This is a genomic window from Pseudomonas sp. ADAK2 TE3594, from assembly GCF_053628675.1.
In genome coordinates this window covers 114,682-133,236 of record NZ_JBRJGV010000001.1, presented here as the reverse complement: position 1 = coordinate 133,236, position 18,555 = coordinate 114,682, and the positions used below count along the sequence as shown (strand labels likewise).

The following is an 18,555-nucleotide window of genomic DNA, read 5'->3' as shown; positions in this document are numbered from 1 at the left end:
TTCCGATTGACCGGGTTCTCCAGACAAGACGCTACCGGGTAGCAGAAAATGCCGCTGGCGAAGAGATTGGTTTCGAATAAGGGTTATATCCAAACCCACTAACAACAATGCCCCTGTGGGAGCGAGCCTGCTCGCGATGGCGGACAGCCAGTCGACACATACCTGAATGCCAGACCGCTATCGCGAGCAGGCTCGCTCCCACAGGGGAACAGTGGTCAATAAAAAAGCCCCGAGGCTTACGCATCGGGGCTTTGGGGGTTACGGCTCAGCGCTTAGTGATGCTCACGCGTCGCGCGGAATTTCACGTCCGGCCAGCGCTCTTCCATCAGCGCCAGATTGACCCGGGTCGGAGCCAGGTAGGTCAGGTGACCACCACCATCGACCGCAAGGTTTTCCACGGCCTTGACCCGGAATTCCTCAAGCTTCTTCTTATCGTCGCAATCAATCCAGCGCGCGGAATAAACAGTGATCGGCTCATATGAGCACTCGACCTTGTATTCCTCTTTCAAACGGCTGGCGACCACGTCGAACTGCAGCACACCAACGGCACCCAGGATGATGTCGTTGCTGCGCTCGGGGAAGAACACCTGAGTGGCGCCTTCTTCGGCCAGTTGCTGCAGGCCCTGACGCAGCTGCTTGGATTTCAGCGGATCACGCAGACGCACGCGACGGAACAGTTCCGGGGCGAAGTGCGGAATGCCGGTGAAGCCCAGGACTTCGCCTTCGGTGAAGGTGTCGCCGATCTGGATGGTGCCGTGGTTGTGCAAACCGATGATGTCGCCAGCGAAGGCTTCTTCCAGCTGCTCACGCTCGGAGGAGAAGAACGTCAGCGCGTCGCCGATCCGCACGTCTTTACCGGTGCGCACGTGGCGCATTTTCATGCCTTTTTCGTACTTGCCGGAACAAATACGCATGAAGGCGATACGGTCGCGGTGTTTTGGGTCCATGTTCGCCTGGATCTTGAATACGAAGCCGGCGAATTTCTCTTCAACCGGTTCCACGGTGCGTTCGTTGGCGACACGGGCCAGCGGTTTCGGCGCCCAGTTGACCACAGCGTCGAGCACGTGATCGACACCGAAGTTGCCCAGTGCAGTACCGAAGAACACCGGCGTCAGTTGGCCGTCGAGGAATTCCTGTTGATTGAATTCGTGGCAGGCGCCCTGCACCAGTTCCAGCTGATCAACGAAGCGATCGTACTCATCGCCCAAGTGCGCGCGGGCTTCATCGGAGTCGAGCTTCTCGATGATTTTCACATCGGTGCGCTCGTGGCCATGACCAGCGGTGTAGACGATGATGTAATCGTCGGCGAGGTGATAAACACCCTTGAAATCGCGGTAGCAACCGATCGGCCAGGTGATCGGCGCGGCCTTGATCTTAAGGACCGCTTCGATTTCGTCGAGCAGTTCGATCGGGTCGCGGATGTCACGGTCGAGTTTGTTGATGAAGCTGACGATCGGCGTGTCACGCAGACGGCAAACGTCCATCAGCGCGATGGTCCGAGGCTCTACACCCTTACCGCCGTCGAGGACCATCAATGCCGAGTCGACCGCTGTCAGGGTGCGGTAGGTATCTTCGGAGAAGTCTTCGTGGCCCGGGGTGTCGAGCAAGTTAATCATGTGATCGCGATACGGGAACTGCATGACCGACGTGGTAATCGAGATACCACGCTGCTTTTCCATTTCCATCCAGTCGGAGGTGGCATGGCGGTCGGATTTACGCGACTTCACCGTGCCAGCAATCGCAATCGCCTTGCCCATCAGCAAGAGCTTCTCGGTGATGGTGGTCTTACCGGCATCGGGGTGGGAAATAATGGCGAAAGTGCGGCGTTTCGCGACTTCGGCGGCCTGTTTGGTCATGGGAAATCGCCTGGCAGGTGATTCAAAAAAGGGCGGCGAGTATAGCTTAAAAATTAACCGACGAACCACCGTCCGTAGGGCTTCCCGAACACCGCCCCCCCTGTAGGAGCTGCCGAAGGCTGCGATCTTTTGATCTTGTTTTTTCAAGGCCACCGAAGATCAAGATCAAAAGATCGCAGCCTTCGGCAGCTCCTACGTGGTAGCTAAATGCTGTTAATTATGGAACCTTTTAAAAGGTGGAGGCGTCCACTCCCCTGTTACGACCCATCGTCAGGGGCTGAAAAATCAGCAAGTTAGTCTGACGAGGCTGCGCTTATGGCTCGATTTCATGCCGTTTACCGGCACTGATAGAGCTGCTTCTCGCGAACGTTGATTTCCCGGCAGCCAGGAATGGCATGCCACACGGGACTGCGTCCGCCGACTGAAAAAAGGAGTCCGCCTGTGGCTATTCGCTATGGCAAAGGGCTGATAGGAGGTGCGGTTGTCGTCGCCCTTCTGGCCCTGCTGGTCCACTGGATTGGCATCAACACGATCGAACAGTACCGCGACGATTTGTTGTTTTACCTGCAAGCTCATCTGATTCTCGTCCTCGCTTCCATGCTGGCCGCCCTTGTAGTGGGCATACCCGCCGGTATCTTCCTCAGCCGCCCGACCATGGTTGGACGCGCCGAACGCTTCATGCAGATCTTCAACATCGGCAACACCGTGCCGCCACTCGCCGTACTGGCCATCGCCCTGGGGATTCTCGGCATCGGCAGTGGCCCGGCGATCTTCGCCTTGTTCCTCGCCTCGCTGTTACCGATCGTGCGCAATACCTATGAAGGCCTGAAAAATGTTCAGGGTTCGCTGAAGGAAGCGGCCGTCGGCATCGGCATGACACCGACTCAGGTGCTATGGCGGGTCGAACTGCCGAACGCCGTGCCGATCATCATTGGCGGCGTGCGCGTGGCGCTGGCGATCAACGTCGGTACCGCACCGCTGGCGTTCCTGATCGGCGCCAACAGCCTGGGCAGCCTGATTTTCCCCGGCATCGCCCTGAACAATCAGCCGCAACTGCTGCTCGGCGCGGCGTGCACCGCCCTGCTGGCCTTGCTGCTCGACGGCCTGGTGACACTCGCCAGCCGCCTCTGGCTCGAACGCGGCTTGCGCCCGTCTTAAGCCTCGGCAAAGGAATATTCATGAAAAAATTAAGCTTTTTAATAGGCTGCGTTCTGCTGTTCGCAGGTTTTGCCCAAGCCGCTGAAAAACCCGTTATCCGCATCGGCGCCCGGGTGTTCACCGAACAAACCCTGCTGGCGGAAATCACTTCCCAATACCTGCGCGCCAAGGGTTACGACACCCAGGTGACCGGCGGTCTGGGCAGCAACCTGGCTCGCAGTGCCCACGAAAGTGGCCAACTGGACTTGATGTGGGAATACACCGGCGTGTCGCTGGTGGCCTACAACCACATCACTGACAAGCTCGACAGCGCTCAGTCCTACGCCCGAGTGAAAGAACTCGACGCGAAAAAAGGCCTGATCTGGCTTACCCCGTCGAAATTCAGCAACACCTACGCGCTGGCCCTGCCGGAAAACACCGCGAAGGCTTACCCGCAGATCAACACCATCAGCGAGCTGAACACGGTGATGCAGGCTGAAGCGAAGACCCATCACCTCGTCGCCCTGGACACCGAGTTCGCCAACCGTTCCGACGGTCTCGATGGCATGGTGGACCTCTATGGCATGAACCTGACCCGCAAAAACATCCGGCAGATGGACGCTGGTTTGGTCTACACCGCCCTGCGCAATGGCCAGGTGTTTGCCGGTCTGGTCTACACCACCGACGGTCGCTTGAACGCCTTCAAGCTCAAGTTGCTGGAAGACGACAAGCATTACTTCCCGGATTACACCGCCGCGCCGGTGGTGCGTCAGGTTTACCTCGACGCCCACCCGAAACTCGCCGAAGAGCTCAAGCCGCTGGCCGAACTGTTCGACGACGCCACCATGCGTCAGCTCAATGCGCGGGTCGACGTCGATCACGAAAGTCCTTCATCCGTTGCTGCAGATTTCCTGCGCCAGCACCCCATCCACTGAGGAGGAAAAGCCATGGAATTCTTGAACGCCTTTTCCCATCTCGATTGGCCGCAGGTTTTGCACCTGACCTGGCAGCACATCACCCTGGTTGGCATCGCCGTGACCCTGGCGATTCTGGTCGGCGTGCCGTTGGGCATCCTGATGACCCGCTTCCCGACGCTGGCCGGCCCGTTGCAAGCCAGCGCTACGGTGTTGCTGACCGTGCCATCGATTGCGCTGTTCGGCCTGCTACTGCCGTTCTATTCGAAATTCGGCCAGGGCCTCGGCCCGATGCCGGCGATCACCGCAGTATTTCTGTACTCCCTACTGCCGATCATGCGTAACACCTACCTGGCGCTGACCGGTGTGGAACCTGGCATTCGTGAAGCGGCGCGTGGCATCGGCATGACCTTCGGCCAACGCCTGCGCATGGTCGAACTGCCGATTGCCGTGCCGGTGATCCTCGCCGGCGTGCGCACCGCCGTGGTCATGAACATCGGTGTGATGACCATCGCCGCGACCATCGGCGCCGGTGGCCTCGGTGTACTCATTCTCGCTTCCATCAGCCGCAGCGACATGTCGATGCTGATTGTCGGCGCCGTGCTGGTCAGTCTCCTGGCCATCTTCGCCGACCTGCTTCTGCAATGGCTGCAACGCACGCTGACTCCAAAAGGACTGCTCAAATGATCGAACTTCAAAACCTCAGCAAGACCTTCCAAAGCAACGGCAAAGATGTGAAAGCCGTGGACTCGGTAAGCCTGACCGTCAATGAAGGCGAAATCTGCGTGTTCCTCGGGCCATCGGGCTGCGGCAAAAGCACCACGCTGAAGATGATCAACCGCCTGATCAAACCGACCTCGGGCAAGATCCTGATCAACGGCGAAGACACCACTGACCTCGACGCCGTGACCCTGCGTCGCAACATCGGTTATGTGATCCAGCAGATCGGTCTGTTCCCGAACATGACCATCGAAGAAAACATCACCATCGTTCCGCGCCTGCTCGGCTGGGACAAACAGAAATGCCACGACCGCGCCCGCGAGTTGATGAGCATGATCAAGCTCGAACCCAAGCAGTATCTGACTCGCTATCCGCGTGAATTGTCCGGTGGCCAGCAGCAGCGGATCGGCGTGATTCGCGCCCTGGCGGCGGATGCGCCACTGTTGTTGATGGACGAACCGTTCGGCGCGGTCGACCCGATCAACCGCGAGATGATCCAGAACGAATTCTTCGAGATGCAACGGGCGCTGAACAAGACCGTGATCATGGTCAGCCACGACATCGACGAAGCCATCAAGCTCGGCGACAAGATCGCGATTTTCCGCGCGGGCAAACTGCTGCAAATCGATCACCCGGATACGCTGCTGGCGCACCCGGCGGACGACTTTGTCAGCAACTTCGTCGGCCAGGACAGCACCCTTAAGCGTCTATTGCTGGTGAAAGCCGAAGACGCGGCGGACAACGCGCCCTCGGTGAGCCCGGAAACGCCGGTGGCCGAAGCGCTGGAGTTGATGGACGAACTGGACCGTCGCTACGTGGTGGTGACCTGTGCCGAGAACAAGGCCTTGGGCTACGTGCGCCGCCGCGATCTGCACCGTCAGACCGGCACTTGCGCGCAATACCTGCGCGAGTTCAACGCCACCGCGGTCTACGATGAGCATTTGCGCATCCTGCTGTCGCGCATGTACGAGTTCAACCGTTCGTGGTTGCCGGTGATGGATGCCGAGCGGGTGTTCCTCGGCGAGGTGACTCAGGAATCGATTGCCGAGTATTTGAGTTCCGGCAAGTCTCGTGGGGGCAAGACCAGTATTGTTTCGCCAGCCGAGACTGCTGTCGCCTGATTTGACGTCTTCGCGGGCAAGCCTCGCTCCTACAGGTTTTACACAGTACCTGTGGGAGCACGGCCCGGTTGTTCAATCAGGAGGAAATCGCCTGATCGGCGGGAATGAACTGGAAGATCACATCAGCAGTGGTCGTTTGCGGAAGCGTGATACGGATTACAGGGATCCAGATACCGGTTTGCGCCTTGAAATCCCGTTGATCGTATTGCGCACCCGCCTTGCCAGCTTCGTTGACGTAGAAAACCGCCTCGACCGGCAGGGTTTTACCAAGATTCTGGCCCCACTTGGCCAGGCGGAATTCGTTCTGCGTATTAAAGGCAAACGTGCCGCCCATGCCCTGCGCCTTGATCGCCTCATTAAAAGCAGTGGTTGCCCCTTGGTTCAAACTGTCGCGCACGTTAAACCCACACAAATATCCGTACTTGCTCGGGTAGCTGTTGTAATGGGCGATGTATTGAGCCGCGCTGTTAATACCTTGGGACTGACACTCACGCCCCGAAGGCACTCCAGCCACCTGTCCACAACCTTGTTGATCACGACTGCCCGTTGCGCCGTCCACCGGGAAGAAACACAGTATTTCTGGATCTATCTTATCGACGGGGGCATAAAAGACCGGATAAAAAATAAATCCATTGTTATAGCCAAACACCAACTTGCTAAACTTGGCATCTGCCCGCAGATAAGAAAACGAAACCCCGGTAGAAGAAGGGTTCGGGTTCCAGAAGTGGAATTGTGTGGAGTGCTCGGTCGCCCGCAACAGCACACCAGAGCACAGGAAGGCCGGTGCAGAGGGATTACTCCGGCACATGTTGATCTTGTTTTTGTAGCGTTCCGTGAGGTATTGCGCAGTTACCGGGCCGGAAGCCGCACCCAAGGCTCCGACCGAGCGGGATTCGACTACTTGCCCGTCAGAGCCCGACACGTTGATCGGTGTAATGTCTTGTGTTGCACAACCCGCTATCACCAACGCCAACAGCAAGGTAATTATCCTGTACATTTTTATGCACTCCCGTGAATGATATTAATGGACAACAAGACGCACACTTTCCCCATCAGACTTAATGAACGTCAGGCAGCGCCACCGCACAACTTCGGTTCAAATCTATTACGTCTTTAGAAAAGCCCGAAAAAATACCAATAAGCGCTCTTACCTTAATAAGATTCCGCCCATCCAACACCTGTCAGAAATAACAGTATTGAGGGCATTTCAATACTTTATCGAAATTAAAAACATCGGCGCTATTGCCATCCGTTCATCCAGACCTTCAGCGAAAAAATGCGATCAAGTGGAACATCAACCTGTCATGTGGGTCGGTTACATCAGAGACAGAGCGGCACCGCACGACGGATGCGTGCAAAAACGCGACATTTTTTGTTGATCTCAAGCGCCTCACGCCCTAAAGTTCGCGCCGAACGTCCATGCTGGAAACGATCCATCCGGCTCAAGTACTGACGACGAGACAGCAAGGCCAAGGGAAAGCACCGCCTCCCATGGCCTTTTTGCTTTCGGCGACATGCCTTGGGAAGTAGGCGAACCAAAGTGGGGATACGGAGGGCGTTCATTTGCACCCATTGATAATTTCAGTTTGCCAGTAGGAGTTCCCAGCATGTCGATCAACGTCGAAGACTATTTCGCGCGCGATACCTTCCAGAAAATGAAGGCGTTCGCCGACAAACAAGAAACCCCGTTCGTGGTGATCGACACCGCGATGATCAGCCAGGCCTACGACGACCTGCGCGCCGGTTTCGAATTCGCCAAGGTCTACTACGCAGTCAAGGCCAACCCGGCCGTTGAAATCATCGACCTGCTCAAAGAGAAAGGCTCGAACTTCGACATCGCCTCGATCTACGAGCTCGACAAAGTGATGAACCAGGGCGTCGGCCCGGATCGCATCAGCTACGGCAACACCATCAAGAAATCCAAAGACATTCGCTACTTCTACGACAAGGGCGTGCGTCTGTATGCCACCGACTCCGAAGCCGACCTGCGCAACATCGCCAAGGCTGCACCGGGTTCGAAAGTCTATGTGCGTATCCTGACCGAAGGCTCGACCACCGCCGACTGGCCTTTGTCGCGCAAATTCGGCTGCCAGACCGACATGGCCATGGACCTGCTGATCCTCGCTCGTGACCTGGGCCTGGTACCTTACGGCATCTCGTTCCACGTCGGTTCGCAGCAGCGCGACATCAGCGTCTGGGACGCAGCGATCGCCAAGGTCAAAGTGATCTTCGAACGCCTGAAAGAAGAAGACGGCATCCACCTGAAGCTGATCAACATGGGTGGCGGCTTCCCGGCCAACTACATCACCCGTACCAACAGCCTGGAAACCTACGCTGAAGAAATCATCCGTTTCCTCAAGGAAGACTTCGGCGACGACCTGCCGGAAATCATCCTGGAACCAGGCCGTTCGCTGATCGCCAACGCCGGCATCCTGGTCAGTGAAGTGGTGCTGGTGGCGCGTAAATCCCGTACCGCCGTCGAGCGATGGGTGTACACGGATGTGGGCAAGTTCTCTGGCCTGATCGAAACCATGGACGAAGCCATCAAGTTCCCGATCTGGACCGAGAAGAAAGGCGAAGTGGAAGAAGTGGTCATCGCCGGTCCAACCTGCGACAGCGCCGACATCATGTACGAAAACTACAAGTACGGTCTGCCGCTGAACCTGGCGATCGGTGACCGTTTGTACTGGCTGTCGACCGGTGCTTACACCACCAGCTACAGCGCCGTTGAATTCAATGGCTTCCCGCCGCTGAAATCTTTCTACGTGTAAGCGCTACACGCAGAAATCAAAAAGCCCATGACGTGTCATGGGCTTTTTTTATTTGACCGCATTCATTGTCTGTAAAAGTTGATCAGACATGGCTTTAACTTCAGCCAGCGAAAAATCCACCAGTCTGAGCGAGCTGTTGGCACGGGCCACGGTTTGCCCGGGATGATTGGTTTGAAGATCCCGCTGGGCTTCACCCAGGATGTACGTCAGCCGATAACAGAAGTCGCTGAGATTGTTCACCGCCCCTGTGGTGCGCCGGTATAGCTCGGACAGCCGAGCAAGATGCTCTCTCGCCATGCCCAGCCGTTCCTGCTGAGAATAGGGCCGGCTGGGGTCAAACTGCATGCCCGGAAGACCAATCCGACCTTGCGAGTAATAGGCTTCGATCTTGGGAATAGGATCGTGGCATTGGCATAAGGGAAGCCCGATCGATTCGATGAATCGAACAAAAATACTGTGTATCGTTTCACCGACGCTGCGTACTATTTCTTTAAATCTTGATACGCCTGACTTACACCGTTCCAGCCGAGACCAAAGTTCACGCATGACATCGATTACATCCGCAGGGGGAGGCAAGTACCAATCTCTGGACTTGACCACACTAAACTGTGTGGCATCAAGCTCACTGACTGGGGACTTTGGGCTTACGCCTGCTGTCCTTTGACGAAACTCTTGGGTAAAACCATAAGTCTCTTCAAAAGTCTGCGCCGTTACATTGCCCAACACAGGTACATCTGCGGTGATTGTCCGCCAGTGAGTGGCGTTTACCATTGCCGTCTCAATCAATGCCTCGGCATTAGGCGGCGGCAACATAGTGTGGCCTGATCGCGCAATGTTATCGGAAAGATGTTTGATTTCCGCCAAAGTCTCAGGTAGCTCATTCAGAAAGTCGACATACTCTTTCAATGTAACAAAGTTCTTTTGTGCCAGTAAGTAATCGAGCATCTGCAGGTTCCTCATCATCACCAACCCTCGGTGTCAACCGATCGCTTGGCACCGAGGGTGACGAAGTTGAATTTAACGGTTAGGCACCGATACAGGCACAAGGAACGCCATAAACAGATTCGCTTGCTGTTTGAACCCGGCGCTGCGGGCGTCATCATCAGTAAATGAAATCTCGTCGGTAGCAGCCAGGTATTGCTCAAATGCTGTAATCGCTGGACTGTAACCCGCTACATAGACTTTGCGTTGATCTTCAATCGAGTGGATGGCTTGCAGGTACTTGATCTTGCCGGCCGATGCACTGACAACGCCGTCTTGACGATCGATCTCTGCAGTGACCGCTTCGATTTTTTCTCGCAGTTTTTCGCTCTCACGAACCATATCCAGAAAACGAATACCGTTACCGATATCGCCAATTGTTTTCTTGAGTTGTTCAATGGCGAACATCACCAGCTGGACCTCTGGCGGTGCCAGACCCAACGCCTTCACTTTTTCGATGGTCAGCGTAATGTCCTTGCCCAGCCCTTCAATGCCCTTCTTTTCCAGCAAAGCGATAGCATCAGCAATGACTTTTCGCTCAGCCTGGAAAGCGATCACTTTTGCTCGCAATTGAATGACTTCGGCGTTTGCCAGCGCTTCTTCACGCTCAAAGTCAGCGATATAACCCAGGGTCAAACGCCGGTCGAACGGGTCACGGATTTCATTCAGGCAACTGCGGATCCGCGAACCTTGCTGGCGAATCGATTCTGCGCAATGACTCAACAGCTTTCGGCGCTCGTCCTTGATTTCTTCAATCTCCTGCGCATCGCTCGTTTCGTCCAGATCCTTCTCGATTCTGGCGAGCCGTCGCAAACCGTTTTCAAGCTCATTAATACCTTCAAACGCGGTACTTTGTAGTTGGCTCGAACTTTGGCCGACACCTTGAACGAGCCGATTGAAGCGGTCGAACAGATCCGGCAGATAGTTCAGCTTTACCCGCCAGACTTGCGCCTGGGTGCGGTGATCGCTCATCTGCTCACGGGCAAGGCGCAACGTGGCCAGATCCAGTGTCGGATAAGCCTGCTGAAGCGGCACAGTGAACCCCATTGCACGCCCCCTTACCCCGTAATTGCGCTCATATTCCTCATCGGCCTCTTTGAAGACCCGGATCAGCTTGTCCGAATCAGATTCGATTTGCTGCCACGGATTAACCACCTCTTCAAACTCGGTCATGAAAATCCTGAGACTCAATGCGTCATTGATACGACCTGCCGCCCCCGTAGAATTTTTGATGCACAGGTGCAGGACGCTCCACACGTGCATCAGGTTCTGCGTGGCAATATCGGCATCGATCGCTACAATCATCAGGCTTTGCAGATCATGCTTCACCCGTGCCAGCGAACCCAGAGTTTGGTTCTTGCTGGTGAGAATCTGGATATCCTTTTCCTGCTGGGCATACAGCTCATTGCGCCGAGCGCGGATATTTTCCGCTTCCACGCCCATGTAAATGGCCATCGCCAGTCCGACAATGTTCATCCCTGCGGCAGCCTTCAGCGCCTCTTGAACAGCGGCCTTGTACTCGGTATTTTTGATATCGATTTCTTTTGCACGCTCATCGATAACTATTTTCAGCTGCTTGATATCTTCAGCCAAAGAGCTGCTTTCAATCAGCCCTACTCTCAGCTTGATATCCGGCAAGATGTACTCGCGCAGATCATAACCAAACATATCAAGATCTGTTTTAATACCTTCCACCACCTGAAGATTATAATCAATCTTCTCGAAAATTCGTTGAAGGTAATAATCCAGCGTACTGACAGTGTCATCCTCCAGCTCGACACCTGGAAATTTATCGCCCAGCTCCAACTCAAGCTTCTTCAGTTGTTCCAGAGTCTTTACATTGTGTTGATCCAGCAGACCGGAAGCTTTCACTTCACTGTAGACCTCTTTCATCGAGGCACCATAGGTCAGCATGCTTTTGGCAAAATCCTTGAGACCGCGGCCCGTCATCATGATCCGCTCACGTAATGGCGACCAGCGTCTGGCATGATTTCTGGTATTTAAAAAAGTACTTAAGAAGTCTTCAGGCCTCAGCCCCGAACCACCGTCCTGCCCTGCACCAAAACGGAGATAGTCCGTAACATCATTCAATGTATAGGGCAGCGCCAGGCCGGCCGCTTCATATTTCCGCAAATCAATGATTTGTTTTTTGGTCAGCAACAGACCCGTATCACGAACAACACTTTCACTTTGCGAAGTGGAAGCATCACTAAATAATTTTGGCGCTGCAGTTGCGATACGCACGATTTCATCAGGGGTTGCATTTTTTAATGCTTCGCCCCACAGGTTTTCATTGGACATAATCATTCCTTTAATTAGCCATTAATAAGTCAAAACTAGAAAGCTGGATAAAAAGTCTAAAACCGAATATAACTTCCAGACCTCATACAAAGACTAAACAACAAAACAAAATTACCCAACAACCAAGCCAATTCAAAATGTACGCACATACCCAACACACTAATGATCACTCACCACCGTCAGTCACCAAGAACAAATATACAAACACACACCCAACTGCCATGCATTATCGGCCAAGTTAAAAAGCGGCAATCAGAATCGTCTGAGGCGATCGCCGTCGAGGACTTCCCCGCGATGGAGATTCCGTCCTACTGGCGCTAAGACGCGATGGCCACTACCGCCTGACCAAGAATGTCGACCTGCAACTCAACGTGCAGAACCTGACCGACAAGCGTTACTTCGACCAGATACTCCAGAACCACTACGCCCATGTGGCGGCGGGCCGTACCGCTCTGCTGAGTGCCAATTTCCACTTCTGATAATAGAAGCGTGAAGGCCAAAGCCCCGTTCATCGAAGTGAACGGGGCTTTTGTGTGTAAAAAAGAATGCTTCTCGACAACTCACGGCATAATGCGCGCCGTGATGATGACTTTTGAACGAACAAGGCGAGCGACGTGTTGAAGAAATCCCTGTTCCAGTTGCACTGGTTTTTCGGCATCAGCGCCGGACTGGTCCTGGCCCTGATGGGCATTACCGGGGCGGCGGTATCGTTCCAGGATGAAATCCTGCGGGCGTTGAACCCCTCTGTGCTGCACGTCGAGAAGCAGATTGCCGGCGTTCTTCCACCGGCCGAACTGGTGGAGAAAATCGAAGGCGCCTCGGGCAAGACCGTCTCGATGCTCTGGGTCGAGACCGACAGCGGCAACGCCGCGCGGGTGATCTTCACCGCGCCACCCGGTGAACGTCGCGGGCCGATGCGTTACTTCGACCCGTACACCGGCGAGTTCATGGGCGACGTCACGGGCCAGGACTTCTTTGGCCTGATGCTGCAACTGCACCGGGTCCTGGCCATGGGCGATATCGGCCGGCAAATCACCGGTGCCTGTACGCTGATTCTGGTGTTTTTCTGCCTGTCCGGTCTGTACCTGCGCTGGCCACGCCAGTGGAAAAGCTGGCGCGCCTGGCTGACGCTGGACTGGAAGAAAAAGGGTCGCAGCTTCAACTGGGACCTGCACTCGGTGGCCGGTACCTGGTGCCTGGTGTTCTACCTTTTGGCGGCGCTGACCGGGTTGTCCTGGTCGTACGAGTGGTACAACAAAGGCCTGACTCGGCTGCTTTCCGACTCGCCGCAGAACGAGCGGGTGCGCAGTGGTCGCGGTCCCGCGCCAAGCGGCCCGGCCCCCACCGCCGATTACGCCGCGATATGGAGCAGCATCTACAGCGCCGCCGGCCCTGGTCTTTCGTCCTACAACGTGCGTATGCCGCCCGTGGCCGGGCAACCGGCAACCGTGTTCTACCTGCTGAAAGATTCGCCCCACGACCAGGCGCGGAACCAGATCACCCTCGATCCGGCGACCGGCATCGTCAGCCGTCATGACCGTTACAGCGACAAGAGCCTCAAGGCGCAGCTGCTGACCAGCATCTATGCGCTGCACGTCGGCAGTTATTTCGGGATGATCGGGCGGATTATCCTGACAATCGCCGCGCTGACCATGCCGCTGTTTTTCATCACTGGCTGGTTGCTGTACCTGGATCGTCGACGCAAGAAACGTCAGATCAAGGATGCCCGCAAAGGCCTCGCGCAACCGGGCGGTGATGCACCGGCATGGCTGATCGGCTTCGCCAGCCAGAGCGGATTCGCCGAACAGCTCGCCTGGCAGACCGCCGGACAATTGCAGGCCGCCGGGTTGCCGGTGAAGGTCCAACCGTTGGCCAATGTCAGCGAACAGGACCTGCAGGATTCCAGCAACGCGCTGTTTGTGGTCAGCACCTTCGGCGACGGTGAAGCACCGGACAGCGCCCGAGGATTCGAACGCAAAGTGCTGGGACGTGCGCTGAGCTTCGACAGCCTTAACTATGCCGTGCTCGGCCTCGGTGACCGCCAGTATCAACACTTCTGCGGCTTTGCCCGCCGCTTGCACGCTTGGTTGGGCGAGCACGGCGGCAAGACCTTGTTTGCCCCGGTGGAAGTCGACAGCGGTGACCCCTACGCCCTGCGCCACTGGCAACAGCAACTCGGCCTGCTGACGGGTCAGGCACCGGTAGATACCTGGCAAGCGCCAAGCTACGACAACTGGACCCTGACTCGCCGCGAATTGATGAACCCGGACAGCAGCGGTTCGCCCGTGTATTTGCTCGGCCTCAGCGCCCCCACCACCAGCAGCTGGCTGGCCGGGGATCTGGTGGAAGTACTGCCACGCAATTGTCCGTGGGCCATTGAGCATTTCCTCGACGGCCTGGGGATCGACGGTCGGGCCACGGTTGAGTTCGATGGCCTGTCGCAAACGCTGGAACAAGCCCTCGCCAGCCGCCAACTGCCCGAAAACCGCGCGCATCTGGTCGGCCTGCACGCGCAAGCGCTGGCAAACGCCCTGGTGCCGTTGGCCATGCGCGAATACTCCATCGCCTCGATCGCCGCCGACGGCGTGCTGGAATTGATCGTGCGTCAGGAGTTGCATGCCGACGGCAGCCTGGGCGTCGGTTCCGGTTGGCTGACCGAACACGCTCCCGTGGGTAGCAGCATCAGTTTGCGGGTACGACGCAACAGTGGTTTCCATCTACCGAACGAACCCGTGCCGATGATCCTGCTGGGCAACGGCACCGGCCTGGCCGGATTGCGCAGTTTGCTCAAGGCGCGGATTGCCGACGGGCAGCAGCGTCACTGGCTGCTGTTCGGCGAGCGTCATCGCGAGCACGACTACCTGTGCCGCGCGGAACTGGAAGAGTGGTTGATCAACGGTGATCTGACGCGACTGGATCTGGCATTCTCGCGAGATCAGGCCGAGAAGATCTATGTGCAGGATCGCCTGCGCGAGTCTGCCGATGAGTTGAAGAAATGGCTGGCCGATGGCGCCGTGATTTACATCTGCGGCAGCTTGCAGGGAATGGCTTCAGGGGTGGATCACGTGCTCAACGAATTGCTCGGCATTGAAGAGGTCGACCGCCTGATCGAACAAGGCCGCTACCGCCGCGACGTCTACTGACACCCTTGATCCCCTGTGGGAGCGGGCTTGCCCGCGATGAGGCCATCACATCCAACATTGATGTTGCTGACAGTCCGCTATCGCGGGCAAGCCCGCTCCCACATTTGATCGATGTCCAATCAAACGATAGTTGCCAGCCTTAAACCGGCTGCAACTTACGCTCAAACACCCCCACCCCATCCAGATCCCGCAACACCACACTCAACTCCCCCGTCTGCCCATCGATGTTCACCTCGCCAAAAAACTGAAACCCGGCAAACGGCGAGGTGTTCTGCGCAGGTGGTGCTTTCTCGAACACCACTTCGGGACCGAAGGTTTTATCCAGCGCATTCGGCCCGAAGCTCCCCGCATTCAACGGCCCCGCGACAAATTCCCAGAACGGTTCGAAGTCCTGAAACGCCGCGCGGTCCGGGTGGTAATGGTGCGCCGCGCAGTAATGCACATCGGCCGTCAGAAACACGAAATTGCGCACCTGCTGCGCCCGCAGAAAACCGAGTAATTCAGCGATCTCCACTTCACGGCCCTGAGCCGGGCCTGGATCACCATTGGCCACCGCTTCCCACCGCGCCACACCGGGGCTGACCTCACCGTCGGGTACGCCGAGGCCGATGGGCATGTCGGCGGCAATGACTTTCCATTGGGCCTGGGAACCCTTCAATTCACGCTTGAGCCAGTCCAATTGTTCTCGACCGAGAAACGGCTTGGCGGCACCCAGGTTATCGTCGTTAGCACCGCGATAACTACGCATGTCGAGCACGAACACATCAAGCATCGGCCCATAACTCAGCTTGCGATAAATCCGCCCGCCGTCATCGGCGCTCTGCAAGCGCATCGGCGCGTATTCCAGCCAGGCCTGGCGCGCACGGCCCACCAGGCTGTGGATATCTTTGCTTTTGTAACGCTCATCCAGTTGCTTGCCCGGCGACCAGTTGTTCACCACTTCGTGGTCGTCCCACTGCCAGATCTGTGGGACCTCGGCATTGAAGCGACGGATGTTTTCGTCCATCAGGTTGTAACGGTAATTGCCGCGATAGTCGTCGAGGGTTTCGGCGACTTTGCTCTTGGCTTCGCTGGTGATGTTGCGCCACACCCGACCACTTTCGGTGGTCAGTTGCGCCGGCACCGGGCCATCGGCGTAGATGGTGTCGCCGCTGTGGATAAAAAAGTCCGGCAGGCGCAAGCGCATGGCTTCGTAGATGCGCATGCCGCCGATGTCCGGGTTGATGCCAAAGCCCTGACCGACCGTGTCGCCGCTCCAGACAAACCGAATATTCCGTCGAGCGGTGGGCACACTGCGCAGATGGCCAAACCAGGGTTCACTGGTGACACCGCTTTGGGCGTCTTCGAAAGTCACGCGGTAGAAAATCGCCTGGTCGGCGGGCAGGCCAGTGAGTTCGACCCGGGCGGTGAAGTCGGTGTGGGCATCGGCCAATGGCGAAACGAATCGACGAGGATTACTGAACAGGCTGCGCGTGTCCCACTCCACCACCATCCGCGCTGCACGGTCGCTACGGCTCCAGATCATCGCCCGGTCGCCCATCAGGTCGCCGGACTGCACGCCATCGGTGAGTTGCGGCCGATCCTTGACCGAAGCAATCACCGCCGGGGCCAAGCCGGGCAGCAACAGCCCGGCGCCGACGACTTGCATGACACGACGACGGCTGAGGTCGAATTCGCTCATGGTGTTCTCCCTGAAAAAGGAAAACTTAAGCATGGCTGTATGAAACCGGTATGACAGACAGATGCGTCCGAATGCCAATCCACTCCCCCGTAGGAGCGAGGCTTGCCCGCGAAGGCGTCGTTTCAGGCGACTTAGATGTTAAGGCCTCTTGCGCCTTCGCGGGCAAGCCTCGCTCCTACCTATAAGGTCAGGCGCTGACCGGCTCTACTGCCAACTCCACCGTCTCAGGCCGTTTGAGCACCGAGTACGTCACCGCCGTCAGCAGACTCCCGGCCACGATCGCCAGCAGATACAACAGCGCATGGTTGATCGCATTCGGGATCAGCATCACGAACAACCCACCGTGGGGCGCCATGAGTTTGCAGCCGAAATACATCGACAATGCACCGGTCAGCGCGCCGCCGGCGATGCTTGCCGGAATAACCCGTAGCGGGTCTTTCGCCGCAAACGGAATCGCGCCCTCGGAGATAAAGCACAGCCCCAACACCAGCGCCGCTTTACCAGCCTCGCGCTCAGTCTGGGCGAACTTGCGCCGGGCAATGAATGTGGCGATGCCCAGGCCAATCGGCGGCACCATGCCGGCGGCCATGGTCGCGGCCATCGGTGCATAACTTTGCGACGCCAGAAGCCCTACCGAAAACGCGTAAGCCGCTTTGTTGATCGGCCCGCCGAGGTCGACGCACATCATGCCGCCCAGCAGCACACCCAGCAGAATGGCGTTGGTGGTGCCCATGCTGTCGAGGAAGTGCGTGAGCCCTGCAAGCATCCCGGCCACCGGTTTGCCGACCACGTAGATCATCACCAGACCGGTGAACAGGCTCGCCAGCAACGGGATGATCAGGATCGGTTTCAGCGCCTCGAGACTCTGCGGCAAACGCGCATAACGGTTGATCGCCTGGGCCGCATAGCCGGCGATGAAACCGGCAATGATCCCGCCGATGAAACCGGCGCCCAGGGTGCTCGCCAGCAAACCACCGATCATCCCCGGCGCCAGGCCCGGGCGGTCAGCGATCGAGTAGGCGATGTACCCCGCCAGCAGCGGTACCATCAGCTTGAATGCCGTCTCGCCGCCGATCTGCATCAGCGCCGCCGCGAGCGTGCCTTCCTCCTTGAACGCGGTAATGCCGAACACGAACGACAAGGCGATCATCAGACCGCCCGCCACCACCATCGGCAACATGAACGAGACACCGGTCAGCAGGTGCTTGTAGATGCCGGTTTTCTCTTGCTTGGTCGGGCCTTTGGCGCCGGTCGAAGCGCTTTCCTGCTTGCCTTCGGCCAGGGCTTTGTTCAGCGTCGCTTCGGCCTGTTTCAGCGCAATGCCGGTGCCGCAACGGTAGATTTTCTTGCCGGCGAAACGCTCGGTGGCGACTTCGATGTCTGCCGCCAGCAGCACCACATCGGCATCGGCAATCGCCTCTGCGCTGAGTGGATTGCGCGCGCCGACCGAGCCTTGGGTTTCCACTTGCAGGTCGTAGCCCAGACGCTTGGCCGCTTGCTGCAAGGCTTCGGCGGCCATGAAGGTGTGGGCGACGCCGGTCGGGCACGCGGTGACAGCCACCAGGCGTGGCGCATTTTTAACCACGGCAGCCGGCTCGGCGACAGCTTCGGGGGCGACGTAAACCTGGGCCTCTTCCACCCCGCGACGCAGCACCGCTTCGACATCTTGCAGGGCTTGGGCCGGGGTGCTCTGGAACACCCGTTTGCCGACGAACCGTGACATATCCACCGGCGCGCTGGTGACCAGCAACACCCACTCGGCGGCCTCGATGGTCGCGGCCGACAGTTGGCGTTCCGGATGGGCCGCATCAACGACTTCGACACTGGTGCTCCAGCCCTGACGCTGGGCTGCGGCATCGAGCAAACGAGCGCACAGCACACTGGTGACCATGCCGTTCGGGCAGGCCGTAACAATGGCTAACTTCATTGC

12 protein-coding genes and 1 pseudogene are annotated in these 18,555 nt (G+C 57.3%); 7 read left to right on the top strand and 6 right to left on the bottom strand.

Annotated elements, in window-relative coordinates; genetic code table 11:
- Positions 1-272: 272 nt before the first annotated feature.
- Positions 273-1,856: a peptide chain release factor 3 gene (locus tag AB7M22_RS00545; RefSeq protein WP_007942808.1), complete on the bottom strand. Its 1,584-nt coding sequence runs from the start codon at positions 1,854-1,856 to the stop codon at positions 273-275.
- Between the two features lie 441 nt (positions 1,857-2,297).
- Between AB7M22_RS00545 and AB7M22_RS00540 the strand changes: the two genes are divergently transcribed.
- Genes AB7M22_RS00540 through AB7M22_RS00525 form a run of 4 tightly spaced genes read left to right on the top strand, consistent with a single transcriptional unit; the run spans position 2,298 to position 5,748 of the window.
- Positions 2,298-3,014: an ABC transporter permease gene (locus tag AB7M22_RS00540; protein WP_074873724.1), complete on the top strand. Its 717-nt coding sequence runs from the start codon at positions 2,298-2,300 to the stop codon at positions 3,012-3,014.
- A gap of 20 nt (positions 3,015-3,034) precedes the next feature.
- The gene (locus tag AB7M22_RS00535; RefSeq protein ID WP_454184881.1) at positions 3,035-3,928 is read left to right on the top strand and encodes a glycine betaine ABC transporter substrate-binding protein; all 894 of its coding nucleotides are present in this window, start codon (positions 3,035-3,037) and stop codon (positions 3,926-3,928) included.
- 12 nt (positions 3,929-3,940) lie between these two features.
- A complete protein-coding gene (locus AB7M22_RS00530; RefSeq protein ID WP_007900392.1) occupies positions 3,941-4,594 on the top strand; it encodes an ABC transporter permease in 654 nt (217 codons plus the stop codon).
- Positions 4,591-5,748, top strand: coding sequence for an osmoprotectant ABC transporter ATP-binding protein OsmV (locus AB7M22_RS00525; RefSeq protein WP_007900398.1), 1,158 nt, complete (start codon positions 4,591-4,593; stop codon positions 5,746-5,748). Before AB7M22_RS00530 ends, AB7M22_RS00525 begins: the two co-directional genes overlap by 4 nt.
- A 76-nt stretch (positions 5,749-5,824) precedes the next feature.
- On the opposite strand, the gene AB7M22_RS00520 is transcribed toward AB7M22_RS00525, so the two are convergent.
- The gene (locus AB7M22_RS00520) at positions 5,825-6,745 is read right to left on the bottom strand and encodes a hypothetical protein (protein ID WP_454184880.1); all 921 of its coding nucleotides are present in this window, start codon (positions 6,743-6,745) and stop codon (positions 5,825-5,827) included.
- Between the two features lie 610 nt (positions 6,746-7,355).
- Between AB7M22_RS00520 and AB7M22_RS00515 the strand changes: the two genes are divergently transcribed.
- Positions 7,356-8,519, top strand: a complete 1,164-nt coding sequence (locus tag AB7M22_RS00515) for a type III PLP-dependent enzyme (protein ID WP_007900403.1) — start codon at positions 7,356-7,358, stop codon at positions 8,517-8,519.
- Between the two features lie 48 nt (positions 8,520-8,567).
- Here AB7M22_RS00515 and AB7M22_RS00510 read toward each other — a convergent pair whose 3' ends face one another.
- Positions 8,568-9,464, bottom strand: a complete 897-nt coding sequence (locus tag AB7M22_RS00510) for a hypothetical protein (RefSeq protein WP_454184879.1) — start codon at positions 9,462-9,464, stop codon at positions 8,568-8,570.
- A gap of 72 nt (positions 9,465-9,536) precedes the next feature.
- Entirely contained in the window at positions 9,537-11,801 is a 2,265-nt protein-coding gene (locus tag AB7M22_RS00505) for an alpha-xenorhabdolysin family binary toxin subunit A (RefSeq protein ID WP_454184878.1), read from the bottom strand.
- 300 nt (positions 11,802-12,101) lie between these two features.
- On the opposite strand from AB7M22_RS00505, the pseudogene AB7M22_RS00500 reads away from it, so the two are divergent.
- Both AB7M22_RS00500 and AB7M22_RS00495 read left to right on the top strand, forming a co-directional pair.
- Positions 12,102-12,280: pseudogene (locus tag AB7M22_RS00500) on the top strand (hypothetical protein); the annotation flags it as partial.
- Positions 12,281-12,415: 135 nt separating this feature from the next.
- A complete protein-coding gene (locus AB7M22_RS00495; protein WP_454184877.1) occupies positions 12,416-14,944 on the top strand; it encodes a PepSY domain-containing protein in 2,529 nt (842 codons plus the stop codon).
- 139 nt (positions 14,945-15,083) lie between these two features.
- On the opposite strand, the gene AB7M22_RS00490 is transcribed toward AB7M22_RS00495, so the two are convergent.
- A complete protein-coding gene (locus tag AB7M22_RS00490; protein WP_454184876.1) occupies positions 15,084-16,625 on the bottom strand; it encodes an alkaline phosphatase D family protein in 1,542 nt (513 codons plus the stop codon).
- A 187-nt stretch (positions 16,626-16,812) separates the two neighbouring features.
- Positions 16,813-18,552 carry a PTS fructose-like transporter subunit IIB gene (locus AB7M22_RS00485; RefSeq protein ID WP_454184875.1) on the bottom strand — a complete coding sequence of 580 codons (1,740 nt, stop codon included), beginning with the start codon at positions 18,550-18,552 and terminating at the stop codon, positions 16,813-16,815.
- Between the last annotated feature and the right edge of the window lie 3 nt (positions 18,553-18,555).

What these genes read in the sequence shown, in the direction of transcription:
- AB7M22_RS00545 (WP_007942808.1), bottom strand. Translation starts at nt 1,856, where the DNA reads ATGACCAAACAGGCCGCCGAAGTCGCGAAACGCCGCACTTTCGCCATT.
- AB7M22_RS00535 (WP_454184881.1), top strand. Translation starts at nt 3,035, where the DNA reads ATGAAAAAATTAAGCTTTTTAATAGGCTGCGTTCTGCTGTTCGCAGGT.
- AB7M22_RS00530 (WP_007900392.1), top strand. Translation starts at nt 3,941, where the DNA reads ATGGAATTCTTGAACGCCTTTTCCCATCTCGATTGGCCGCAGGTTTTG.
- AB7M22_RS00525 (WP_007900398.1), top strand. Translation starts at nt 4,591, where the DNA reads ATGATCGAACTTCAAAACCTCAGCAAGACCTTCCAAAGCAACGGCAAA.
- AB7M22_RS00520 (WP_454184880.1), bottom strand. Translation starts at nt 6,745, where the DNA reads ATGTACAGGATAATTACCTTGCTGTTGGCGTTGGTGATAGCGGGTTGT.
- AB7M22_RS00515 (WP_007900403.1), top strand. Translation starts at nt 7,356, where the DNA reads ATGTCGATCAACGTCGAAGACTATTTCGCGCGCGATACCTTCCAGAAA.
- AB7M22_RS00510 (WP_454184879.1), bottom strand. Translation starts at nt 9,464, where the DNA reads ATGCTCGATTACTTACTGGCACAAAAGAACTTTGTTACATTGAAAGAG.
- AB7M22_RS00505 (WP_454184878.1), bottom strand. Translation starts at nt 11,801, where the DNA reads ATGTCCAATGAAAACCTGTGGGGCGAAGCATTAAAAAATGCAACCCCT.
- AB7M22_RS00490 (WP_454184876.1), bottom strand. Translation starts at nt 16,625, where the DNA reads ATGAGCGAATTCGACCTCAGCCGTCGTCGTGTCATGCAAGTCGTCGGC.
- AB7M22_RS00485 (WP_454184875.1), bottom strand. Translation starts at nt 18,552, where the DNA reads ATGAAGTTAGCCATTGTTACGGCCTGCCCGAACGGCATGGTCACCAGT.